Origin of the sequence: Mesorhizobium sp. M0478 (genome assembly GCF_040321305.1) — a bacterium.
Lineage (GTDB): Bacteria > Pseudomonadota > Alphaproteobacteria > Rhizobiales > Rhizobiaceae > Mesorhizobium.
The window spans coordinates 482,942-505,331 of the sequence record NZ_JAMYRH010000001.1 but is presented as its reverse complement, the minus strand read 5'-3'; the positions used below and the strand labels follow the sequence as shown (position 1 = coordinate 505,331).

Annotated in this window: 19 protein-coding genes; 9 read left to right on the top strand and 10 right to left on the bottom strand. The window is 63.8% G+C overall.

Annotation, left to right across the window (positions count from 1 at the left end; genetic code table 11):
* Positions 1–209 precede the first annotated feature (209 nt).
* The gene (locus NKI64_RS02470; RefSeq protein WP_245260137.1) at positions 210–1,616 is read left to right on the top strand and encodes a M48 family metalloprotease; all 1,407 of its coding nucleotides are present in this window, start codon (positions 210–212) and stop codon (positions 1,614–1,616) included.
* 82 nt (positions 1,617–1,698) lie between these two features.
* Here the strand turns inward: NKI64_RS02470 and NKI64_RS02465 are convergent, their stop codons facing one another.
* Positions 1,699–2,556, bottom strand: a complete 858-nt coding sequence (locus tag NKI64_RS02465; RefSeq protein WP_023693606.1) for an RNA polymerase factor sigma-32 — start codon at positions 2,554–2,556, stop codon at positions 1,699–1,701.
* A 396-nt stretch (positions 2,557–2,952) separates the two neighbouring features.
* Here NKI64_RS02465 and NKI64_RS02460 point away from each other — a divergent pair, with 396 nt between their 5' ends.
* From NKI64_RS02460 to NKI64_RS02450, 3 genes are all read left to right on the top strand, one after another.
* Entirely contained in the window at positions 2,953–3,726 is a 774-nt protein-coding gene (locus NKI64_RS02460) for an amino acid ABC transporter substrate-binding protein (protein ID WP_023702802.1), read from the top strand.
* Between the two features lie 137 nt (positions 3,727–3,863).
* On the top strand, positions 3,864–4,544 hold the full coding sequence (locus NKI64_RS02455) for an amino acid ABC transporter permease (protein WP_023693608.1): 681 nt from the start codon (positions 3,864–3,866) through the stop codon (positions 4,542–4,544).
* Positions 4,541–5,308: an amino acid ABC transporter ATP-binding protein gene (locus NKI64_RS02450; RefSeq protein ID WP_023685808.1), complete on the top strand. Its 768-nt coding sequence runs from the start codon at positions 4,541–4,543 to the stop codon at positions 5,306–5,308. The genes NKI64_RS02455 and NKI64_RS02450 overlap by 4 nt, the downstream gene beginning before the upstream one ends.
* A gap of 196 nt (positions 5,309–5,504) precedes the next feature.
* Here the strand turns inward: NKI64_RS02450 and NKI64_RS02445 are convergent, their stop codons facing one another.
* From NKI64_RS02445 to NKI64_RS02420, 6 genes are all read right to left on the bottom strand, one after another.
* Complete coding sequence (locus NKI64_RS02445; protein WP_023673664.1) at positions 5,505–6,086, bottom strand: CarD family transcriptional regulator; 582 nt, start codon at positions 6,084–6,086, stop codon at positions 5,505–5,507.
* A 426-nt stretch (positions 6,087–6,512) separates the two neighbouring features.
* Positions 6,513–6,851, bottom strand: coding sequence for a ferredoxin FdxA (gene fdxA / locus NKI64_RS02440; protein WP_013529180.1), 339 nt, complete (start codon positions 6,849–6,851; stop codon positions 6,513–6,515).
* Between the two features lie 253 nt (positions 6,852–7,104).
* Positions 7,105–7,491, bottom strand: coding sequence for an RNA-binding S4 domain-containing protein (locus NKI64_RS02435; protein ID WP_023673663.1), 387 nt, complete (start codon positions 7,489–7,491; stop codon positions 7,105–7,107).
* 75 nt (positions 7,492–7,566) lie between these two features.
* Positions 7,567–11,076: a helicase-related protein gene (locus tag NKI64_RS02430; protein ID WP_352666373.1), complete on the bottom strand. Its 3,510-nt coding sequence runs from the start codon at positions 11,074–11,076 to the stop codon at positions 7,567–7,569.
* Between the two features lie 695 nt (positions 11,077–11,771).
* Positions 11,772–12,497, bottom strand: a complete 726-nt coding sequence (gene phbB, locus NKI64_RS02425; RefSeq protein ID WP_023698448.1) for an acetoacetyl-CoA reductase — start codon at positions 12,495–12,497, stop codon at positions 11,772–11,774.
* Positions 12,498–12,626: 129 nt separating this feature from the next.
* Positions 12,627–13,811 carry an acetyl-CoA C-acetyltransferase gene (locus NKI64_RS02420; RefSeq protein WP_352652190.1) on the bottom strand — a complete coding sequence of 395 codons (1,185 nt, stop codon included), beginning with the start codon at positions 13,809–13,811 and terminating at the stop codon, positions 12,627–12,629.
* Between the two features lie 302 nt (positions 13,812–14,113).
* Here NKI64_RS02420 and phaR point away from each other — a divergent pair, with 302 nt between their 5' ends.
* The gene (phaR, locus tag NKI64_RS02415; RefSeq protein ID WP_023731809.1) at positions 14,114–14,728 is read left to right on the top strand and encodes a polyhydroxyalkanoate synthesis repressor PhaR; all 615 of its coding nucleotides are present in this window, start codon (positions 14,114–14,116) and stop codon (positions 14,726–14,728) included.
* Between the two features lie 45 nt (positions 14,729–14,773).
* Here the strand turns inward: phaR and NKI64_RS02410 are convergent, their stop codons facing one another.
* Entirely contained in the window at positions 14,774–15,070 is a 297-nt protein-coding gene (locus NKI64_RS02410; RefSeq protein ID WP_196813634.1) for a GNAT family N-acetyltransferase, read from the bottom strand.
* A 224-nt stretch (positions 15,071–15,294) separates the two neighbouring features.
* On the bottom strand, positions 15,295–15,714 hold the full coding sequence (locus tag NKI64_RS02405; RefSeq protein ID WP_023707263.1) for a rhodanese-like domain-containing protein: 420 nt from the start codon (positions 15,712–15,714) through the stop codon (positions 15,295–15,297).
* A gap of 89 nt (positions 15,715–15,803) precedes the next feature.
* Between NKI64_RS02405 and ftrA the strand changes: the two genes are divergently transcribed.
* Complete coding sequence (ftrA, locus tag NKI64_RS02400; protein WP_502901364.1) at positions 15,804–16,796, top strand: transcriptional regulator FtrA; 993 nt, start codon at positions 15,804–15,806, stop codon at positions 16,794–16,796.
* On the opposite strand, the gene NKI64_RS02395 is transcribed toward ftrA, so the two are convergent.
* Positions 16,793–17,932 carry a citrate/2-methylcitrate synthase gene (locus NKI64_RS02395; protein WP_352666370.1) on the bottom strand — a complete coding sequence of 380 codons (1,140 nt, stop codon included), beginning with the start codon at positions 17,930–17,932 and terminating at the stop codon, positions 16,793–16,795. The two genes, ftrA and NKI64_RS02395, sit on opposite strands and share 4 nt — an antisense overlap.
* Positions 17,933–18,025: 93 nt before the next feature.
* Here NKI64_RS02395 and NKI64_RS02390 point away from each other — a divergent pair, with 93 nt between their 5' ends.
* From NKI64_RS02390 to NKI64_RS02380, 3 genes are all read left to right on the top strand, one after another.
* Positions 18,026–19,114 (top strand): citrate synthase/methylcitrate synthase, encoded by a 1,089-nt coding sequence (locus NKI64_RS02390; RefSeq protein ID WP_023727618.1) that lies wholly within the window; start codon positions 18,026–18,028, stop codon positions 19,112–19,114.
* A gap of 385 nt (positions 19,115–19,499) precedes the next feature.
* Positions 19,500–20,630 (top strand): patatin-like phospholipase family protein, encoded by a 1,131-nt coding sequence (locus NKI64_RS02385; RefSeq protein WP_023825035.1) that lies wholly within the window; start codon positions 19,500–19,502, stop codon positions 20,628–20,630.
* Positions 20,631–21,147: 517 nt separating this feature from the next.
* Positions 21,148–22,326 (top strand): efflux RND transporter periplasmic adaptor subunit, encoded by a 1,179-nt coding sequence (locus tag NKI64_RS02380; protein WP_023713273.1) that lies wholly within the window; start codon positions 21,148–21,150, stop codon positions 22,324–22,326.
* The last annotated feature ends 64 nt before the right edge of the window (positions 22,327–22,390 follow it).

Genomic DNA, 22,390 nt, shown 5'->3' with positions numbered 1-22,390 from the left:
GGCCGGATGCGTAAACGCTGTAGGTTTTTTGATGTGTGCAGGATTGCCAACGAAAACCGATTTTTCGCTGGCGCGGACCCCGGTCCAAATCATGCGCCGAGAGCTGAAGGAACGCCGTGCTGCCGACCGGCACTGACACTTTGAAACGCAGACCGCTGGTGCGCTTCCTCGCGCTGGCCGGCCTTGCCGTGGCGCTGGCCAGCTGCCAGATGTTCACGCCTCCCGAAGTGCAGGAATCCGGCTTCCAGCCTTCCGACAAGCCGATCACGGTCGACAATGTCGCCGCCAACAGCAAGCTTGCCGAACTGGCGAAGGCGCAACATCCGCGCATCCTTGCCACCTATGGCGGCGAATATTCCGATCCCAAGCTCGAGCGCATGGTGGCCAAGGTTGTCGGCAGCCTGACCGTGGTGTCGGCCAATCCGACCCAGACCTATCGCATCACCATCCTCAATTCGCCCAACGTCAACGCTTTCGCGCTGCCGGGTGGCTATCTCTACGTCACCCGCGGCCTGCTGGCACTGGCCAATGATTCGGCTGAACTCGCCGCCGTCATCGCGCATGAGATGGGCCACGTCACCGCCAATCACGGCTTGCAGCGCCAGCAGCTCGAGGCCGAGGAAGGCCTGGCGACCAAGGTGGTCTCCGATGTGCTGGGCGACAGCCCGACCGCCAAGCAGGCATTGATCCGCGGCAAGCTGAGGCTGGCGCAGTTCTCGCGCAACCAGGAGCTGGAGGCAGACGCCATCGGCATCAAGTCGATCGGCGAGGCCGGTTACGATCCCTATGCCGCCGGGCGTTTCCTGCAGTCGATGTCGGCCTATACCGATTTCCGCTCGATCAGCGGCGCCACCGACGCCAGCCTCGACTTCCTGGCCACGCACCCCAACACGCCGCAGCGAATTGATCTGGCGCAGCGCCACGCCCGTCAGTTCGGCGCGCCGGGCATCGGCACCCGCGACCGCGATTCCTTCCTGGCCGGGATAGACGGCCTGCTCTATGGCGACACGCCGGAAGAGGGCTATGTGCGCGGCCAGACCTTCCTGCATCCGGGCCTCGGCGTATCGTTCACGGTGCCCGACGGCTTCATCATCGACAATTCGGCGGCGGCAGTGACGGCGACCGGTCCCGGCGACATGGCGATCCGCTTCGACGGTGTGTCGATCGACAAGGATCGTGCGCTGACCGACTACATCAGAAGCGGCTGGGTGGCCGGTCTCGACGAGACCAGTGTGCGCCAGGAGACGATCGACGGCAACCAGGCGGCGACCGCGCACGCCGGCGCCGATGGCTGGCAGTTCGACATTGCGGTGATCCGCGCCGGCGGTCAGGTCTACCGGCTTTTGACAGCGGCCCCCTCTGCCAGCACGACACTCGATCCGGTGGCACGCTCGGTCAGCGGTTCGTTCCGCGTGCTCAGCCCCGCCGAGAAAGCGGCACTGAAGCCGCTGCATATCCGCGTCGTCACGGTACAGGCCGGGCAGACGATGGGCACACTTTCGGCGCAGATGGTCGGCGTCGACCGCAAGCTCGATCTGTTCCGCGTGCTCAACGCGATGTCGCCGGGCGCCTCGGTTTCGGCCGGCGACAAGGTCAAGATCGTCACGGACAGATAGCGCCGGTCTTCGTCAGAAACCCCAGCCTTCGCATGCTTTTTTCTGAGATAACTCAGGGGCGGTACCCCTGTTCCTGGCAATCTCAGGCCGCCATGAACTCCGGATTCTGCTTCACCAGCGCGAGCTTGAGCTTTTCCATGGCGCGGGCCTCGATCTGGCGGACACGCTCCTTGGAAATGCCGAGCGTCTCGCCGAGCGCCTCAAGCGTCGCACCTTCGTCGGTCAGCCGGCGCTCCTCGATGATCCTGAGTTCGCGGGCATTGAGCGCGCGGAGCGCCGTCTTAAGCCACATCAGGCGCCGTTCAACGTCGATAGTGTCGCCGGCGACCTCGTCAGGCAATGGATCGTCCGAAATCAGGAAGTCCATCCGCTCGGTGGTGCCGGCTTCGTCGGCGAGCGGTGCGTTGAGCGAAGAGTCAGGTGCTGAAAGCCTGGAATCCATCTTCTCGACATCGGCCTCGGAGACGCCGAGGGCTACCGAGACTTCGCGGTAGAGCGTGGCGTTAGAGATCGGCTCGGCGCCATTGGCAAGACGGGCGCGCAGGCGCCGCAGGTTGAAGAACAGCGCCTTTTGCGCCGAAGAGGTGCCGCCGCGAACGATCGACCAGTTGCGCAGGATATAGTCCTGCATCGAAGCGCGGATCCACCATGTCGCATAGGTCGAGAAGCGCACCTCGCGCTCCGGCTCGAAACGCGCGGCTGCTTCCAGCAGCCCGACATGGCCCTCCTGGACCAGATCGCCGAGCGGCAGGCCGTAATGTCGGAATTTCGAAGCCATGGAGATGACCAGCCGCATATGGGCGACGGTAATCTGATGCAGCGCCTGCTGATCCTGGTCTTCCTTCCAGCGCAAGGCGAGAACATGTTCCTCATCGCGCTCGAGGTAAGGGGCTTTCATTGCCGTGCGGACCATGGTCCGTCCTGCCGTGTCTTCGATCATGCCGCGCTCCTGCTCCCGGACATTTTCGGACGGCCTGGCGGCCGTTATCTCTGTTTGACGCAATTCCGAAGGAAACCGCTTTCCCACTTTCCTGGAATTGCTTCGGGCCTAGCGCAGCCAAGGGTTCTTGAAATGGAAACGCGGCGCCCTACAACAAGCCATGAACGTGCCACACCGGGGATTGGTTCCGCCGCCGATGGCGGTTGTTTTGTGCGGTCCGACAGGGCGCATCGGCACCGCAGATCGGGACTATTGGCACCGATCCGAGCTGCTTTGAGAATCTGATTTCTGGATCGCCGTTTTTTTGAAATCTGGTTCCTTATTTTGCTGCGCTGTATCTGTCAGTTTCCGGCTCTCACAAGCGCCGGACACCGGCCAAGACGGGATCACATAGAAATGAAATGGCTCAATTCGCTCATCGTCGCCGGAACGCTTCAGGTTCTGGCTGTTACATCAGGCCATGCCGGCGCCAATCTTGACCAGATCAAGCAGGCCGGCACCCTCAAAGTCGGCACCGAAGGCACCTATGCGCCCTTCACCTATCATGATGCTTCCGGCGCGCTGGTCGGCTTCGACGTCGAGATCGCCAAGGCGATCGGCGACAAGCTCGGCGTCAAGGTCGAGTTCCTCGAAGGCAAATGGGACGGGCTGATCGCCGGCCTCGACGCCAACCGCTACGACGCCGTGATCAACGAGGTTGGCATCACCGACGCGCGCAAGGCCAAGTACGATTTCTCCGATCCTTACATCGCCTCCAAGGCCGTGCTGATCGTGCGCGGCGACAATACCGACATCAAGACCTTCGCCGACCTCAAGGGCAAGAAGTCGGCACAGTCGTTGACATCGAATTTCGGCAAGCTCGCCGAGACCAACGGCGCCGAACTTGTCGGCACCGACGGCTTCGACCAGTCGATCCAGCTGCTGCTCACCGGCCGCGCCGACGCCACCATCAATGACAGCCTGTCTTTCCTCGACTTCAAGAAGCACAAGCCGGACGCCAATGTGAAGATCGCCGCGCAGGAAGAGAACGCCGACTATTCCGGCGTCATCGTGCGCAAGGGTGATCCGGAGCTGGTCGCGGCGATCAACAAGGCGCTGGCCGACATCAAGGCCGACGGCACCTACAAGAAGATCGCCGATACCTATTTCGGCCAGGATGTCTCGCAGTAAAGACCATCTCCCGGCGGTTTGCCGGCAATGACAAATAGCGGCGGGCCGTCTTTGACGGCTCGCCGTTATTCGCATGATATGAGAAGCACACAATCGCACTGCCGTCACCGCGGCGGTCTGTGAGGGAGGAGCCGTTCGTGCCGCACTGGCTACACCTGATGCTGGACTCGTTGCCGACACTGCTGTGGGCGGCGTTGATCTTCACCGTACCGCTGACATTGCTATCGTTCGCACTCGGCCTGTTCGTCGGCCTGGTTGTCGCCCTGGTGCGGCTGTTCGGCCCCAAGCCTCTGGTTGCCGTGGTCCGCTTCTATGTCTGGATCTTTCGCGGCACGCCGCTTCTGGTGCAGCTGTTCCTGATCTTTTACGGCCTGCCTTCGGTCGGCATATTGCTGGATGCTTTTCCGGCGGCGCTGATTGGCTTCACCCTCAACATAGGCGCCTACAGTTCGGAAATTATCCGCGCCGTGATCGGCTCGGTGCCGAAGGGCCAGTGGGAAGCGGCCTATTCGATCGGCATGACCTGGAGCCAGGCGATGCGGCGCACCATCCTGCCGCAAGCCGGCCGCGTCGCCGTGCCGCCGCTGTCCAACACCTTCATCTCGCTGGTCAAGGATACGTCGCTGGCCGCCGCCATCACCGTGCCGGAGATGTTCCAGGCGGCGCAGCGCATCGTCGCCACCACCTATGAACCGCTGATCCTCTATGTCGAGGCGGCGATCCTTTATCTGGCGATGAGCTCGGTGCTTTCGGCCTTGCAGACGCGGCTGGAGGAGCGGCTCAACCGCTATGGCGGCTTCCTGGAGGCGCGCTCATGATCGGCCTCACCGATATCGAAAAGCGCTTCGGCGACAATCTGGTGCTGAAGGGCGTGACGGTCACCATTGCCGAAGGCAGCGTCACCGCGCTTGTCGGTCCCTCCGGCGGTGGCAAGAGCACTCTGCTGCGCTGCATCAACCTGTTGGAGATCCCGACCTCGGGCATGGTGCGCATCGGCGACGAGACGCTGGAATTCCGTCCCGGCATCAAGATCCCCAGCCGCGACATCCAGCGCCTGCGGCTGCAGACCGGCATGGTGTTCCAGAACTTCCAGCTGTTCCCGCATCGCACCGCGATCGAGAACGTCATGGAAGGCCTGGTGACGGTGCTGAAATGGCCGACGGCAAAGGCGCGCGAGCGGGCACTGGCGCTGCTCGAGAAGGTCGGCATGGCGCACAAGGCGGATGATTGGCCGGCAACGCTGTCGGGCGGCCAGCAGCAGCGTGTGGCGATCGCCCGCGCCCTGGCGCCGTCCCCGAAAGTGCTGCTTTGCGACGAGCCGACCTCGGCGCTCGATCCGGAACTGGCGCAGGAAGTGGTCGACGTGCTGGGAAAACTCGCCAGCGAAGGCACGACCATGGTGATGGCCACGCACGACCTTCGCCTTGCCTCCAAGATTGCGCAGGAGGTGGTGTTCCTCGACGCCGGCGTCATCGTCGAGAAGGGGCCGTCCGCCGTGGTGTTCTCCAACCCGGAGCGTGAACGGACGAAGCGTTTTATTGCGACGCTGAAGCAGGAGGCGGAGAAGGAAGCCGGCGGCTGAGCCTTCTACCTCCCCCTTGTGGGAGGTCGGACGGAAGGTCCGGGTCGGGTCTGGTGCCGTCCCCCATCCTCGCTGCTTCGCAGCGACCCTGCCTGGGCGAGCCACGGGTCTCGCCCTTCCTTGGAACCCCACAAGGGGGTAAAAACAAAAACCCGGCACAAGGCCGGGTTTTTCATGAATTCGACGGTGAAAGCGATCAGGCAGCTTCTTCCTGCTCGGCTTCCTCATTGTCGGCCTTGGCGCCGCGCTTCGGGCCCTTGTTGAGGTTGACCTCGATCAGGCGCACGGCTTCGGTTTCCGACATGCGGTTGACTGCCGCGATCTCGCGCGCCATGCGGTCGAGTGCCGCCTCATAGAGCTGACGCTCGGAATAGGACTGTTCCGGCTGGTTGTCGGCACGATAGAGGTCGCGCACGACTTCCGAGATCGAGATCAGGTCGCCCGAATTGATCTTGGCATCATATTCCTGCGCACGGCGAGACCACATGGTGCGCTTGACGCGGGCGCGGCCCTGGACGACCTTCAGCGCGCGCTCGACATAATCCTCTTCCGACAGCTTGCGCATGCCGATGGAGGTCGCCTTGGCGACCGGAACCTTCAGGCGCATCTTGTCCTTCTGGAAGTCGATGACGAACAGTTCCAGCTTGTGGCCCGCAACTTCCTGCTCGTCGATCGAGACGATCTGGCCGACGCCGTGCGCCGGATAGACGATGTACTCGCCGGTCTTGAAACCGTGGCGTGCCGAGGTGGACTTCTTCTGCGGGGTGATCGTTGCCATTACGCCCTGAACTCCTTGTTGTGGCACCGGCGGCCTGCCGGTCCGAACGCATGCGACCGGGGACACCGATCGTTAGCCGCACAACAGATGAACCCATCGGAAAAAGCCGGGACCGGCAAACCGCATACATAGCGACTGCCTGGCCCAGATCGCTCTGGTCCGATTGGGGATTTCACCTTTCAGTGATTTGGGGCGCTTGCGCCATAAATCGACGTTGTGTCACCGGCATGTTTCAACTGGTGTAGCACAAAAAGTCGGAAGAATCAAGGTTTTGCTGCAAACGCGAAGGTCGAGCGCCATCGCCGCCTGTCAAGGCAGTTAATGTATGATGCGCGTTACGCAGCGTTATGACGATCCAATAGGCCGCACTTTTTTGCTTTGCGCATCACCCTTTCCGAAATCGATTCCGATTCCAGCGTCATGTGCTCAGTCGCCTTCGCCGGGCTCGGCGGAGAAATATTTCTCGAACTTGCCGGCCTCGCCGTCGAAGCTCTTGGCATCTGCCGGAGGCTCCTTCTTGGCGGTGATGTTGGGCCATTTCTCGGCGTATTCGGTGTTGACCTGCAGCCATTTGTCGAGGCCCGGCTCGGTGTCGGGCTTGATTGCATCGGCCGGGCATTCCGGTTCGCAGACGCCGCAGTCGATGCACTCGTCGGGATGTATGACAAGCATGTTCTCGCCCTCGTAGAAGCAGTCGACCGGACAGACCTCGATGCAGTCCATGTACTTGCATTTGATGCAGTTGTCGGTCACGACATAGGTCATTGGTCGGCTCCGGGACGTCCCGTTCTTGCTAGAGCGACGTGCGTCCAATTGGACGCACAAAGTACGCTCTGACACTTTGAATCTGCGCATCGTGCCTTCCGAAAAATCGATTTCCGATTTTCGGGCCGATGCGGCGGCTTTTTTGGTGAGGTAACGCCTTTGCCTGCCGCTTGCAAGGGCAGCCATTGCAGGCGGGGCCCGCGTGTCCGGAATGAAATTCCAGACCGCCGGCATGGCGCAGACGGCCAAGGCTTCAGTCTTCCCCGAACAGCCGGTCGGTTTGCCTGCGCTCTTTCTTGGTCGGCCGGCCGCTGCCGGCGTCGCGCAGCGCCGGAATGGCATCGGCAACAGCCTCGCCTTTCGGCGCCGGCGGCGGGGACATGTCCTCGTAGAGCGTGCGCGCTTCCTCGGCCGGACCGCGCCGCACGCCGGTGCCAAGCACCTTCCAAATGAAAATACGGCGCTCGTGCGTAATGGTCAAAACGTCGCCAGGCTTGACCAGATCGGAGGCCTGCGCTGCTTTGTCGCTGTTGATGCGGACGCGTCCGGCGACAACCAGCTTGGCCGCCAGCGAGCGCGATTTTATCGCGCGCGAAAAGAACAGCCACTTGTCGATGCGCTGACGACCTTCAGCAACCATCGCAGCGAGTTATCTCTTGTTGGAGCATGATCTTGTCCGAAAACCGGTTCCACTTTTCGGGATCATGCTCAGAGCCTACTTCTTCAGCTGGTCGCGCAAGGCGGCGAGCTTGGCGAAGGGCGAGTCCGGATCGAAGCGCGCAGGGCGTTCCTCGCGTGGCTTGGCCTGGAAAGCCGGCTTGGCGCCTTGCGGTCCGCCTTTGCCTTCCGGCCTGCCGCCTTTCCAGTCAGGCCGGCCCTCGCGCGGACGCTCGCCTTGCGGCTTGCCGTCGCGGCGCTGTTCGCCCTCGGCCTGCGGCTTGGGCTTGAACTTCGAACGGTCGAAGCGTGGCTTGGCGGCACCGTCGCGCTGGTCGCGCCGGCCCTGATAGGCCGGCCGTTCGCCCGGTGCCGGCTGTCCGCCGGCAGCGTCGGCCGGCGCATCGGCGCGGCTAGCCTGGCCGTTACGCGGGCGATTGTCCCGGCCTTGACGATGGCGCGGGCGCTGCTCGAAACGACCCTGCCGCCACAGCAAGATGGGCTTTGGCGCTTCGGCCTCGGGGACAGGCTCAGCGCTTCCACCCTCCCCCTCGTGGGGAGGGTCGGCGCGCAGCGCCGGGGTGGGGGCAGCGCCGGCGTCGGCGGTTGCGCCTGCATCGGCTACGCGGTCTGCACTATCGGTTTCGTCAGCGCTGTCACCCCCACCCGCGTCGCTTCGCGCCGCGACCTCCCCCATCGAGGGGGAGGTAAAAGCGTCGGCGCTTTCGGTGACAGTGTCGTCAGCCTCTGCAACGGCCGGAGCGTGTTCTTGCGCTGCAGGCTCTGCAGTTGTTTCGTCGATGGCTGGGACCTCGGCGGTAGCTTCAACGGCCGCAGCTGGCTCCGAACCCTCGGCAGGCGCTTCCGGCTGAGCGTCTGCAACAGCCTCCGCTGCGGCTTCGGCGACGGGCTGCTCAGCCGCAGGCTCAGCGGCGGCAACCGCATCCGGCTCCGATCCAACGGCCGGCGCTTCAGCGACGGCTTCGCTTGCAGCGGCTTCCGCCGCCTTGGCCTGTTCAGCTTTTGCAGCCGCGTCCGCAGCCAGCTTGGCGGCAGCCGCTTCCCGCACCGCGTTGTCCTGTGCTTCCAGCCGCGCCTTGACCTCTGCCGGCGGCTTCGGCTCGGCGCGATAGCCGAGACCTTTCAGGATCTCTTCCATGTCGTCGGCGGTTGCGCCGAGGATGGACATCATCGGCGGCGTCACCATGAAGGACTGGCCGTCATAGGCGCCGTCCGGGCGCTGTCCCAGACCGGGCTTCCAGTTGGTCGCAGGCCGGATCAGGTCGGCCAGCCGTTCCAGAATGTCGATGCGCACGGCGCGGCGGCCGAGATTGCGGTAGCCGGCAAGCTTGTAGAAGCTCTTGTCGAAAGCAGGATCGATGACCACCGAGGTGCGGCCGGAAGCCAGTGCGTGCACCACGTCGCCAAAGCCCGGCTTGTCCTTGCCGTCGTTCTTCAGCGCCCACAACAGCGTAATCAGTCCGGCGGGCGCCGGCTTGATCAGCGCCGGCACGAAGACGTGGTAGGCGCCGAAGCGCACACCGAGCCGGCGCAAGGCGGCGCGACCCTCCTGGTCGAGCGACTTCATTTCCTCGGCGATGTCGCGGCGGTTGATGAGGCCGAAATGCTCGACGAGCTGGAAGGCGATGCCACGGCCGATGCCGGCGATCTGCTCGGCATTCTTCAAGTCGACCAGCGGCTTCAGCAGCGACTCGATCTGGAAATTGACGAAACGCTCGGCGCGCGCGGCGACCTTGTCTCGGGCGGGGCCGGTCAACTGCTCGTCGGCCAAAAGCACCAGGCGCGGCTTCAGCGCGTCCTCGCCGGCAACCAGCGTGCCGATCGGCGCGCCGATCCAGCGCAGCGTGCCGTCGGAGCCGAGCGCAAGGTCGCCATTGGCGCAGGCGCCGAAGCGTTCGGCACGCGCCTCGAACTCGGCGGCCAGCGCTTTTTGCGCTGCCGTACGCACGGCCTTGGCGTCTTCGCCGCCGGCGCTCTGGTCGGCGGTGAAGCGGAACCCTTGCAACTCGCCGACATGATGGCCTTCGACAAGGACGGTTCCGGTAGGACTGATTTCGGCTTCAGGCATTGTATTTTCTCTAAGGCGCCGCATGAGGACGGAAGTCCTGCGGTCTACAAACCGTTTCGTCAACCGCTCATGCAGCGCATCCGACAATCTGTCTTCGATTTCGCGCGTCTTTTCCCGCCAGTGTGCCTGATCGGCCAGCCAGCCCGGCCGGTTGGACACGAATGTCCAGGTGCGGATCTGCGCAATGCGGTGCGACAGCGTGTCGATGTCCCCCTCGGTCGTATCGGCGCGGCGCACCTGCTCGGCCATGTAGTTCTCGTCGACATGGCCGTGTTTGGCGAGGTCGGTGTAGATAGAAGCGATCAGGTCGGAGTGCTGGGCCGGCGCGATCTTGCGGTAGTCCGGCAACGCGCAGGCTTCCCACAGCAGCGCCACGCGCTTGGCATTGGTAGCCAGCGCGCGGATGTCCTCGTCGCGGGAGAGATGTTCGAGCGCCTGCGCATCGACCGCCGGCAGCGCCCGCGTCAGGCCTTCGACCGGCGCGTTGGTTTCGATCGAGCGCTTCAGCGCGTCGAGGCTGGCGAAGTCGAAATGCGCGGTGCGCCATTGCAGCACCTTCACCGGATCGAACTCGTGCCCCTCGATGCGCTTGACCAGTTCCTCGTCCAGCGGATCGACCTGACCGGTGACGCCGAAGGTGCCGTCGCGCAGATGCCGGCCGGCGCGGCCGGCGATCTGGCCGAGCTCGGCCGCCGTCAGGTTGCGGTACTGGTAGCCGTCGAATTTGCGGTTCTGGGCGAAGGCGACATGATCGAGATCAAGGTTGAGGCCCATGCCGATGGCGTCGGTGGCGACGAGATAGTCGACGTCGCCTGCCTGGAACATTGCCACCTGGGCGTTGCGGGTGCGGGGCGACAGCGCGCCGAGCACGACCGCCGCTCCTCCTTGCTGGCGGCGGATCAGCTCAGCGATGGCATAGACCTCGTCGGCGGAGAAGGCGACGATGGCCGTACGCCGCGGCAGGCGGGTCAATTTCTTCGAACCGGCATAGGCCAAGTGCGACAGGCGAGGGCGCGTCACCACCGAGACGCCTCTCAGCAGCTTTTGCAGGATGCCATGCATGGTGGCCGCGCCGAGCAGCAGCGTTTCCTGGCGGCCGCGCAGGTGCAGGATACGGTCGGTGAAGATGTGGCCGCGCTCGAGGTCGCCGGCGAGCTGCACCTCGTCGATTGCGACGAAGGCAACGTCGGTCTCGCGCGGCATGGCTTCGACGGTGCAGACCGAATATTTCGCGCCGGGCGGCTGGATTTTTTCCTCGCCGGTGATGAGCGCCACCTTGTGGGCGCCGACCTTTTCGCAGACGCGGGCATAGACCTCGCGCGCCAGAAGGCGGAGCGGCAGGCCGATAATGCCGCTCTCATGCGCCACCATGCGCTCGATGGCGAGATGGGTCTTGCCGGTGTTGGTCGGACCCAGCACGGCAGTCACGTCGCGACCCGACAGGATCAGCGGCTCGGTGTGTTTCGGCTGGATGTTCATCGGCCTGGAGATGAGGCTTTCTGCATCGTGTTGTCGGGAGCGCGCCTCGCATGGCGCGTATGACAGGCGACACATAGGGATTTCAGGCGCGAAGCGAAAGCGGAATGTTCCGGCCGGCAGTCCCACGGTTCGTCGTTGAGGTCTCAATTAACAGTTGGAACGAGTCTGGAACGAATCGGCGACGAATCAGTGACTCCGGCAGATTCAGCTTTTGTTCACGGCTACATGTGGATTTTGCGAGCCTGAGTCTCACCATATGCTGAATCGCGGAAACTGGCCCGATTCCTGCAAGGCGACCATTGGCGTTAACCTTTGCCGGCCGGGCATCGTCGTGATCCGATACGCCTCGGCCAACATTATGAAATTGCTGAATTTTCTTAATCGGCCTTAACCATTTTCCGGTGGTATTCGGCCCTGGTCGTTAACGTTCCGCTCAAAGCCGGAACGAATGGGTGACGAATCAGCGATGGCGGGATTTTCCTGGTTTGTTCACCCCAACATCTTGTGTTATCCACAGCTTGTCCACCGAGAATTCTCAGCTTGCGAACCGGGTTTTGCACAGGGCGCCTGGAAATCGTTAATCTTTGCGTGCCGGAACGGGTCATTGTCTCGCGCGCAGCCCGGGAACATCGCCGGCCGGCGATGAAAAAAACGGGCCATAAGCCGGCCCGTCCTACCGGGCGAAATGCTGTCGTTCAGGCGAAATACTGGCCGCCATTGGCTGTGATGGTCGAACCGGTGATGAAACCGGCGTCCTCAGAGGCGAGGAAGACGACGCAACGCGCGATCTCTTCCGGTTCGCCGAGGCGGCCGACCGGAATCTGCGGGATGATGCGTTCATTCAGCACCTTCTCGTCGATCGCCTTGACCATCTCGGTGGCGATGTAGCCGGGGCAGATGACATTGACTGTGATGCCCGCGCGCGCGCCCTCCTGCGCCAGCGCCTTCGAGAAGCCGATGTCGCCGGCCTTTGCGGCGGAATAGTTGACCTGGCCGGCCTGGCCTTTCTGGCCGTTGATGGAGGAGATGGTGATGACGCGGCCGAATTTGCGGTCGCGCATGCCGCCCCACAGCGGATGCGTCATGTTGAAGACGCCAGACAGATTGGTGTCGATGACTTCCTTCCACTGCTCGCGCGTCAGCTTGTGGAACATGGCGTCACGGGTAATGCCGGCATTGTTGACCAGCACCGAGACCGGGCCGAGATCGGCCTCGACCTGTTTGATTCCGGCGGCACAGGCGTCGTAGTCGGCGACCGACCATTTGTAGGCCTTGATGCCGGTTTGTGCGCTGAACTTCCCCGCTGCCTCGTCATTGCCGGCATAGTTGGCGGCAACGGTGTAACCGGCATTCTTCAGGCCGATCGATATGGCGGCGCCGATGCCGCGCGATCCACCGGTGACGAGCGCTACTTTGGTCATTGAAAGTTCTTCCTCCCTTTGGTCGGAAGAAGGGAATAGGGAGTAGGGAATAGCGAGTAGGGATCGATATCCCGCCGCGCTGCTCCTTCTTCCCTATTCACTACTCCCTATTCACTACTCACTTCTTGTTCACAGCGCTTCCACGCACAGAGCGACGCCCATGCCGCCGCCGATGCACAGCGTGGCAAGGCCCTTCTTGGCGCGGCGGCGGCGCATCTCGAAAACCAGCGTGTTGAAGACGCGGGCGCCCGACGCGCCGATCGGATGGCCGATGGCGATGGCGCCGCCATTGACGTTGACGATCGACGTATCCCAGCCCATGCCCTTGTTGACGGCGCAGGCCTGCGCAGCGAAGGCTTCATTGGCCTCGACAAGGTCGAGGTCCTTGACCGACCAGCCGGCCTTCTCGAGCGCCCGCTTCGAGGCGGGAATAGGTCCGGTGCCCATGATCGCCGGATCGACGCCGGCCGTCGCCCATGAGGCGATGCGCACCAGCGGGGTGATGCCGCGCCGCGTGGCTTCGGCCTCGCTCATCAGCAGCGCGCCGGCGGCGCCGTCATTGATGCCCGACGCGTTGGCGGCGGTCACGGTGCCGTCCTTGTCGAAAGCCGGCTTCAGCTTGGACATGGCGTCGATGGTGGCGCCGTGGCGGATGTACTCGTCCTGGTCGACGACAGTGTCGCCCTTCCTGCCCTTGATCGTGAAGGCGACGATCTCGTCCTTGAACTTGCCGGCCTTCTGCGCGGCCTCGGCCTTGTTTTGCGAGGCCAGCGCAAACTGGTCCTGGTCGTCGCGGGTGATCTGGAACTGGCGGGCGACGTTCTCGGCGGTGTTGCCCATGTGGTAGCCGTTGAAGGCGTCCCACAACCCGTCCTTGATCATGGTGTCGATCATCTTGTAGTCGCCCATCTTGACGCCGGCGCGCAGGTGCTCGGCGTGCGGCGACAGCGACATCGATTCCTGGCCGCCGGCGATGATCACAGTGGCGTCGCCGGCGGCGATCTGCTGCATGCCGAGCGCGATGGCGCGCAGGCCAGAGCCGCAAACCTGGTTGAGCCCCCAGGCGGTGGTCTCCTGGGGCAGGCCGGCATTGATCGACGCCTGGCGGGCGGGGTTCTGGCCCTGCGCGGCGGTCAGCACCTGGCCGAGAATGACCTCGTCGACTTCACCCGGCTCGACGCCGGCGCGCGCCAAAAGCTCCCTGATGACGACGGCGCCAAGTTCATGCGCCGGGGTGGCGGCGAAGGCGCCGTTGAAAGAGCCGACAGCCGTGCGTGCGGCGCTGGCAACGACGATTGAATTGGAAGCGGACATTTTTCTCTCCAGACTTCGAGGTGTCGTGTTCTTGGGGGCTTGCTGGGACTTTTCTTGCCCGTTCCACACCCCAAGTCAAACCGGAAATGGGCATGCCGGCCAAGCGCCGCAAGCAGGGCGTGAGCGGCCGGCGGGATCGCCCAACCTTTGCTGCGCAGCATAATTGGCCGGCCATGCAGCAATAAATGATGCCGCACTGCACAAAGCGCTTGGAATTATAGAGCTTTTGCGCATATCCTTAAAAATGGCGCAATCGTTACCGGCGGCTTACTCAGGCGCGCCGGTGTCCCGGGAGGATGCTGATGGCCGCGAAAGACGACCCTATCATTATCAAGAAATATGCCAATCGCCGGCTCTACAACACCGGCACCAGCACCTATGTCACGCTCGAGGATCTGGCCGAGATGGTCAAGAAGGGCGAGGAGTTCACCGTCCAGGACGCCAAGACCGGTGACGACATTACCCATCCGGTGCTGACGCAGATCATCTTCGAACTGGAGAACAAGGATGGGCAGAACATGCTGCCGATCCCGTTCCTGCGTCAGCTGATCGCTTTCTATGGCGACCAGATGCAGCAGATCGTGCCGAGCTTCCTCGAACAGTCGATGATGGCCTTCTCCAAGGAACAGGAGCGGTTCCGCGAGCAGATGAAGGGCGCGATCGGCAAGTCGCCGCTGGATGTGATGAAGATCGCCACTCCGATCAAGGCGCTGGAAGAGCAGACACGCCGCAACATGGAAATGTTCCAGAACGCGATGCGCCTGTTCACGCCCTTCCCGACCGCCGCCACAAATGCTGCGGCCGCGGCTGCACCCGAGCCGGCCCGCAAGGACGTCGCGGAAAAGAGCGGCGACGACCTTCAGGAACTGAAGCAACAGATCGCCGCCATGCAGCGCAAGCTCGACACCATGTCGTAAGCGACCGCCGCATGGTCGATCGCCCTCAGTTGGTCGAGGCGGCCGTCACGGGTCGATTTTCAGCTGCCACGGTTCCCAGATATCGTCGGGCTGGCCGTCGAGCGAGCGGTAGAAGGCTTTGGCCGGCGAGTTGGATTTCAGCACCGTCCATTTGATGGCGGAGGCGCCAATGCTCAAAGCGTGTTGGCGAAGCTGTTCAACAAGCGCATGGCCGACCCCCATGCCGCGCGTCGCTTCAGTGACGTAGAGTTCCTTCAGCCAGACAACCGGCTTCAGGTCGTAGGTCCAGGGGATGAGGTAGTGGACGGCGATGCCGACGATCACGCCCTCGCGCTCCGCCACCAACACGCCGAACCGGGGCGATGGTCCCAGCCCGTGCTCGATGAGGTTCGCTTAGGTGACGCGAAGCTTGTCGTCATAACCCTAAGACGGCTAGCGCCCGCATGAGGGCGAGCACCGCACCGACATCCTGGCGCACGAATGGACGAATTCTAACCATCGCCTTTGCATGCTTGCTCCAGCCCGACCATATCGCGTGGACGCTGCCGCGCAGCCTGGCCTTGGCCTCACGCGTGCAAGACACCGGGCTCCTTGCCTGAAGCGAAAGGAAGGTCCTCGTCCTGCCAACCGGTTATGCCGCCGATCATGATCTTCACGGGACGACCGAGGCTGGCCAGCTTGAAGGCCGCCTGATCCGCGCCATTGCAATGCGGTCCCGCGCAATAGACGACGAACAGCGTCTTTTCGGGCCATTGCACCATCCGCTCGGCCGATATTTCGCGGTGGGGCAGATGCAGCGCGCCCGGCACATGGCGGCGTCCATAGGCTTCCGGCGAACCGACCACATGCAGGAGAACAAAGTCCGGCTCCCCGGCACGCAGTGCGGCGGCGACGTCGGAACAGTCGGTCTCGACGGAAAGCCGGCGCAGAAAATGGTCGCGGGCGATATCCGGCGATGCCGCCGGAATGTCTGTCACGTGGCTCATCCTCGTATCTCCATTGCTGATGCGACGGAGAGATAAGACAGGAAGCAGGGCGATTGCAGCTGGCAGCTTTGCCATATATCGTCAAGATCATGCCATCCTCTGCCAATCCGCGCCCTGCCAACCCTCTTGTCGTTGCCGTTGCCTATGACGGGCTGTGCACGTTCGAGTTTGGCGTGGCGGTTGAGATCTTCGCCTTGCCCCGGCCGGAAATGGGTGAGGATTGGTACCGTTTTGCGGTTGCCGGTATTGATACCGGTGAAATGCGCGCGCTGGGCGGCGTGCGTATTGTTGCCGACGGCGGGATCGATCTGATCGGCCAGGCCGGCACGGTGATCGTACCGGGATGGCGCGGAACGGAGGCTCCGGTGCCGCCGGCGCTGATCGAGGCGCTTCGAAAGGCACACGAGCGCGGCTCTCGCATTCTTTCGATCTGTTCGGGCGTGTTCGTGCTTGCGGCGGCCGGCCTGCTTGCGGGCAAAAGAGCGACGACGCACTGGCGCTATAGCGAGAAGCTGACGGAGCTCTACCCTGACATCACCGTGGTTCCGGATGTCCTGTACATCGATGAGGGCAATGTCCTGACTTCCGCCGGCAGTGCCGCGGGCATCGACCTCTGCCTGCATCTGGTTCGGCGCGACTTCGGCACCAAGGCTGCAAACATGGTGGCGCGCCGTCTGGTCGTGCCGCCGCATCGCGACGGCGGCCAGGCGCAGTATGTCGAAAGTTCCGTTCCCGAGCTGCACGAGCGCAGCCGGCTTGGACCGTTGATCGACAGGATGCGCGCCGATATTGCCGCCGACTATCCCGTCGCCATCTTGGCCGAGCTTGCCGGTATGAGCGAGCGGACGTTCCTGCGCCGGTTCGCGGCCGCAACCGGCGTCACGCCGGCGCGCTGGCTGCTCTCGGAACGGCTTTCGCGTGCGCGCACGCTGCTGGAAGACACCGCCATGCCGATCGAACGGATTGCCGAGACTGCCGGCTTTGGCGCGGCAGGCACGCTGCGGCATCATTTTCGTCAGCAGTTCGCCACGACGCCCGTCGCGTACCGTGCGCGGTTCGGGAACACGGCCAGGTCGGCTTAAGTCACGCGTCCCTCATAGCGGCCACGCGGCCTGATGATGCTGCCGCTAATGATCTGTTCGACCATATGCGCGGCCCAGCCGACACTGCGTCCGAGCGCAAACAGCTGGAACGGTGCATCGCGCGGCAAGCCAAGGCCGCGCGTTAGTGCGGCCAGGGCGAAGTCGATGTTGGGCTGGGCACCGACCGCCGCCATGGCGGCTTTTTGCAGCTGTTGCAGCGTCTCGTCGACAGGGATGACTTCCAGAAGTGCGGTGGCACGGGGATCGCCGTCGGGATAGAGCGGATGGCCGAACGCCGGCAAGGGCCGATCATGGCCGAGCCAGCGCCGGATCGCCGCATCCGCGCCGTGGGCTGCTGCATCTTCAGCCAGTTGCATCACCGCTTCGCCGGCACCACCGTGGCGCGGGCCGGACAGCGTTGCCAGGCCGGCCAGCAGGCATGCGGCAGGCGAGGCGCCTGTGGACGCTGCGACGCGGGCGGCGAAGGTCGATGCGTTGAGTTCATGATCGGCGAGCAGGACGAGGGCGCAGCGGATCGCTTCCGCGCCGGCATCATTCACCGACCAGCCCTGCGCCAGGCGCTTATGGACGGGCGCTGTGCCGGTTCCGGCGCCCAGCGACTGCGCCAGCGCTGCGACTGTGTGCGCGGCTTCAGTGCACAGCGAGGCGGCGCTGCGCCCGAGCGAAGGCCGCCCCTGGCCGGCAAGCATGGCAAGCTGCCCAAAGGCCGAGGCGCGGCCGACTGGATGAGGCGCTTCAGGTGACGGAGCTTTGAACGTCACTGGTTCGGCCGAGGCCCACAGCAGAGCGGCGGTTTCCTCCAGCGTCGCCGATTTGGCGAGCGCAACGGCGTCTTGCCCTCGGTAGATGAGGCGCCCGTGCAGAACGGTCGAAATTGCTGTTGCGATCGAGGGTTCGCCCCAGGCGATCGCACTCTCGGCGATGGCCGAGGGACTGCGGCCGCGCGCCCGGCGGGTCGCCAGTGCGGCGATGTCGTCGGCGCGGTACTGGCTGCGGCGCGGGTCGCTCTCATCCGGCCGCATGCCGATGCGGCCACGGCTGACATAGGCGTAGAGCGTCTGCGGCCGGACCTTGAGCCTTTCCAGCGCCTCTTCCCGCGACAGCCATTCGGACATTTTCAGCCCATACATTGATTATATTGATCAAGATTGATCGAGGCGCAGCCTAACCCTTATCTCCCATGCAGAAAAGCTGCAAGGAGATGAGATATGGCGAACGGGCTCGATGATGTGGTGGCGGCGGAGACCGTGCTCTCCGATGTCGATGGCCTTGGCGGCCGCCTGACGATCCGCGGTCATTCGCTGCCGGAATTGGCGGGACGCTGGCGCTATGCGCAAGTGGTTCGCCTGTTGCTCGACGGCTTCTTCGACGGCCTTCCCGGCGATGCCGAACTGGCAGCGAGGCTGGGCAAGGCTCGCGTCGAGGTGTTCGAGCGGCTTGCGCCCTCGCTGCCGCTGCTCGCACCGCTTGAGATCTATAGCGCCATGCGCGCCGGCATGGCGCTGCTGCCGGATGGCGAGACACCGACGGACGCCTTGCGGCTGATCGCGGCGCCCGCCGTGCTGACGCCGGCTCTGCTGCGCGTGGCGCGTGGCGAGCAGCCGATCGCACCTGACGCGAAGGCCGATCATGCCGCCGACATGCTGAGGATGCTCGAGGGATCCGTCCCGTCGCCGGCGCTGGCAAGGGCACTCGACACCTATCTGGTGACCGTCTGCGATCACGGCCTCAACGCCTCGACCTTCGCCACCCGCGTCGTCGCATCGACGCTGGCCGGTCTGACATCGTCGGTGCTGGCCGGGCTCGGCGCGCTCAAGGGGCCCCTGCACGGCGGCGCGCCCGGCCCGGTGATCGAGATGCTCGATGCAATCCAGGCGCATGGCGACGCGGCCGGTTGGCTGCGCGAGAAGGTCGCGCATGGCGAGCGCATCATGGGTTTCGGCCATCGTATCTACCGCGTGCGCGATCCGCGCGCCGATGTACTGAAAGCCGTCGTGCGGCAGCTCGGCAGCGAGGGCGAAGCCGGCCGCCGCCTGGCCTTCGCCGAACAGGTCGAGCACACGGCGCTCGAAGTGCTGCGGATCGCCAAGCCGCAGCGCTCGCTGCAGACCAATGTCGAGTTTTACACAGCGCTTGTGCTTGAGGCGGCTGGCTTTCCGCCACAGGCGTTCAGCAATGTCTTTGCCGCCGGACGTGTCGCCGGCTGGATCGCCCATGCGCGCGAACAGCAGACGACGGGGCGGCTGATCCGTCCACAGTCGCGCTATGTCGGGCCGGTGCCGGACCTCGTGGCCTGAGGTTCCAAGTTCAGATTGTTGCGAAGAGGACCCCACCCTAGCTTGCCGGGGCGAGCCACGAATCTCGCCCGTCCTTCGGACCCCCACAAGGGGAGGGCAGCTGGCGCGCGCCGCCGAAACGTCGGTGGTTTGCTGAGATCAGCGTCTACCAAGTCTCCCTCCCCCTTGTGGGGAGGGATCAAGGGTGGGGGTATTCGTAGGGCGAAGACCTGGGCGTGGAGGACCATTCCCCATGACCAAAATTTCATGTGATCACGCGACCGTGTTCGTGTTCTTGCCTTGGTCATCCCTTATATGCTGCACTGCAATATAAGTCCGCTGCCGTCGAACCCGCCCGATTTCCGGGCGGAATGAGGCAGCAGCGACCAAACTGAACAGGAACGCCATGACCAAAAACGGCAAGGCGGAGGAAACGAAGAAGATCAACATTGCGCTGCAGGGAGGCGGCTCGCACGGGGCTTTCTCCTGGGGCGTACTCGACCGGCTGCTGGAGGATGGCAGGCTCGACATTTCAGCCGTGTCCGGCACCAGCGCCGGCGCGATGAATGCGGTGGCGCTGGCCGATGGTTTTGTGCGCGGCGGCGTCGAGGGTGCACGGCAAAAGCTCGACGATTTCTGGCGCGCGGTGGCGGCCAAGGGCCGCTTCAGCCCGGTGCAGCGCATGCCGTGGGACGTCGCCTGGGGCAACTGGTCGATCGAGAACACGCCCGGCTATTTCTTCTTCGACACCATGTCGCGAGTGTTTTCGCCCTATGTCGCCAATCCGCTGGGCTTGAACCCGCTGCGCGACGTGGTCGAGCAGGAGATCGATTTCAAAAATGTCCACGCCTGCAAGTCGATGGAGCTGTTCATTTCGGCGACCAATGTCGAGACCGGCCAGCTGCGCGTCTTTTCCGACGGCGAGATCGACCTCGACACGGTGATGGCCTCGGCCTGCCTGCCGCAATTGTTCCGCGCCGTCGAGATCAAGGGCGTGCCCTATTGGGATGGCGGCTATGGCGGCAATCCGGCGCTGTTTCCGTTCTTCAAGACGGCGGCGACGGAGGATGTGCTGCTGGTGCAGATCAATCCGGTGGTGCGCGAGGGCACGCCGAAAAGCGCCAACGAAATCCAGAACCGCATCGACGAGATCACCTTCAATGCCGGGCTGCTGAACGAATTCCGCTCGATCGCCTTCGTCAAGGAGCTGATCGCCGCCGGCCGGCTGCCGCCTGGCGAATACCGCGACATCCGCATGCACCGCATCGATGCCGACGAAGCGTTCAAGGATCTGTCGGCGTCATCCAAGGTCAACGCCGAATGGGCTTTTTTGACCTATTTGCGCGACCTTGGCCGCATAGCGGCGAGCGACTGGCTGGAGGAGAATTACGACGCCGTCGGCAAGCGGCCGACGCTCGATCTTTCCGGCGAACTAGATGACGGCTTCAAACCGGTGCGCGGGCCGGCACCGGGACGGCGGGTGAAGGAATTTCTCGCCGCCCGCAAGAAGCCGGACGCGGAACGCCGGCGGGCCTGAGTCCGCCCGGATCGATCAAGACGATCAGCGAAGTGTTCGGAAATCGGAGTAGCGCCGATGACTTTCCGTCCCGGAACAACCGTTGCGTGTGACGGTATACAAAATCATACTGACGCCTGCTGCCATTCACTGAGTGGCTACGCAGGTCGCGCCCACATTTGAGCGTCAAAAACTAGTGCGGGCACAGGGGGTATCAGTGCTCAAAACGCCTTGAAAACAAAGCGCCTCCAACATCCGTATGGTTCCGAGACTGTCGTTCCGCCGCCTGACGGGGCGCCGATAAAACCGTTTTCGTTGGCCACACTACATCGCCTGGCACAATGTTCCTGCAACTTTTCGACTGTATTGCGATGCTACTTTGATGTAGAAGCCCGGCTTCGCCGTTCACGGCAAATTGAACACGGCCTGGCGCGCACCCATATCGGCGACGCGCCCGAGTTGGAAGACACGGTAGCTGTTAGACGACGGACTCCTGTTGGATAACGACTTGGCCGAACCCCGCAGTGGAAAAACAATGATGCCGAAGATCAGGTTTCACAAGCTTGCCGCTATTGTCGTGCTCATCGGCTTCGCCGCCTGGATGGGAACAGGCGCGTTCTCGTCCGTCGGCAGCGCCGCTGTCGAAGGTGCTGGCAAGGCAGGCGATCAGGCCAAGCCGGGCGATCAGGCCAAGGCACCGGATGCAACCAAGACCGCCGAGGCCGAACCGAAGGCGCCGCTGCGCACCGTCGCTGTGGTGACGCCGCCGCGCAAGACCTATGCCCGCGCCATCCGCATTTCCGGGCTGACCGAGGCCGACAAGCGCGCCGTGCTGGCGACGCGCGTCGCCGGCGTCATCGAAAAGCTGCCGGTCAAGCAGGGCGATCACGTCAAGACCGGCGACCTGGTGCTGATGCTGGCGGCCGAAGAAAAGATCTCGATGGTCGACAGTGCCAGGCAGCTCGTCGCGCAGCGCCAGGCTGAACTCGACGCATCGCTGCGGCTCATGAAGACCGGCAATCTGCCCAAGCTGCAGCTCGACACGGCGCGTTCGAACCTGACCGCTGCGCAGTCGCAGCTGGAAACGGCGCAGGCCGAACTCGAGCGCAATCTGGTCAAGGCGCCCTTCGACGGCGTCATCGACCGGGTGCCGGTGGAGCTCGGCAGTTCCATCATGCAGGGCGGCGAGGTGGCAACCATCCTCAAGCTCGATCCGGTGATTGCGCGCGGCGAAGTCAGCGAACGCGACCTCGGCTATCTCAAGCTCGGCGACAAGGCTGCTGTGCGGCTGGTCAGCGGCCAGACCGTCGAAGGCACGGTGCGCTACATCAGCCGCGACGCCTCGTCGGCGACCCGCACCTTCCGCGTCGAGATTGCCGTGCCCAATGCCGATGGCTCCGTGCCGGCGGGCATGACGGCCGAGATTTCGCTCAGCGCGCAGCCGACCGATGCCGTCATGTTGCCGCGCTCCGTGGTGACGCTGGGCGACAAGGGCGACCTTGGCATCCGTGCCGTCGACAAGGACAACAAGGTGGTGTTCTTCCCGATCGACCTCGTTGACGACTCGCCGAAGGGCCTGGTGCTTGGCGGCATTCCAGCCGATGCCCGCGTCATCGTCGCCGGCCAGGAACTCGTCAAGGAAGGCGACGTCGTCAAGCCGGTCGAGGCCGACCAGGCGACCATCCAGAAGCTGTTGGGCGAAGCGACAACGCAGTAGCGCCGGAGCGGCCCCGGCCGGGGACAGCCGGGGCGGGGACAACCGGCGGCAATGCGGCTCCTGA

Excerpts from the sequence above, each read along its gene's own strand:
- NKI64_RS02470 (WP_245260137.1), top strand. The coding sequence starts at position 210 with ATGTTCACGCCTCCCGAAGTGCAGGAATCCGGCTTCCAGCCTTCCGAC.
- NKI64_RS02465 (WP_023693606.1), bottom strand. The coding sequence starts at position 2,556 with ATGATCGAAGACACGGCAGGACGGACCATGGTCCGCACGGCAATGAAA.
- NKI64_RS02460 (WP_023702802.1), top strand. The coding sequence starts at position 2,953 with ATGAAATGGCTCAATTCGCTCATCGTCGCCGGAACGCTTCAGGTTCTG.
- NKI64_RS02450 (WP_023685808.1), top strand. The coding sequence starts at position 4,541 with ATGATCGGCCTCACCGATATCGAAAAGCGCTTCGGCGACAATCTGGTG.
- NKI64_RS02445 (WP_023673664.1), bottom strand. The coding sequence starts at position 6,086 with ATGGCAACGATCACCCCGCAGAAGAAGTCCACCTCGGCACGCCACGGT.
- fdxA (WP_013529180.1), bottom strand. The coding sequence starts at position 6,851 with ATGACCTATGTCGTGACCGACAACTGCATCAAATGCAAGTACATGGAC.
- NKI64_RS02435 (WP_023673663.1), bottom strand. The coding sequence starts at position 7,491 with ATGGTTGCTGAAGGTCGTCAGCGCATCGACAAGTGGCTGTTCTTTTCG.
- NKI64_RS02430 (WP_352666373.1), bottom strand. The coding sequence starts at position 11,076 with ATGAACATCCAGCCGAAACACACCGAGCCGCTGATCCTGTCGGGTCGC.
- phbB (WP_023698448.1), bottom strand. The coding sequence starts at position 12,497 with ATGACCAAAGTAGCGCTCGTCACCGGTGGATCGCGCGGCATCGGCGCC.
- NKI64_RS02420 (WP_352652190.1), bottom strand. The coding sequence starts at position 13,811 with ATGTCCGCTTCCAATTCAATCGTCGTTGCCAGCGCCGCACGCACGGCT.
- phaR (WP_023731809.1), top strand. The coding sequence starts at position 14,114 with ATGGCCGCGAAAGACGACCCTATCATTATCAAGAAATATGCCAATCGC.
- NKI64_RS02405 (WP_023707263.1), bottom strand. The coding sequence starts at position 15,714 with ATGAGCCACGTGACAGACATTCCGGCGGCATCGCCGGATATCGCCCGC.
- ftrA (WP_502901364.1), top strand. The coding sequence starts at position 15,804 with ATGCCATCCTCTGCCAATCCGCGCCCTGCCAACCCTCTTGTCGTTGCC.
- NKI64_RS02395 (WP_352666370.1), bottom strand. The coding sequence starts at position 17,932 with ATGTCCGAATGGCTGTCGCGGGAAGAGGCGCTGGAAAGGCTCAAGGTC.
- NKI64_RS02390 (WP_023727618.1), top strand. The coding sequence starts at position 18,026 with ATGGCGAACGGGCTCGATGATGTGGTGGCGGCGGAGACCGTGCTCTCC.
- NKI64_RS02385 (WP_023825035.1), top strand. The coding sequence starts at position 19,500 with ATGACCAAAAACGGCAAGGCGGAGGAAACGAAGAAGATCAACATTGCG.
- NKI64_RS02380 (WP_023713273.1), top strand. The coding sequence starts at position 21,148 with ATGCCGAAGATCAGGTTTCACAAGCTTGCCGCTATTGTCGTGCTCATC.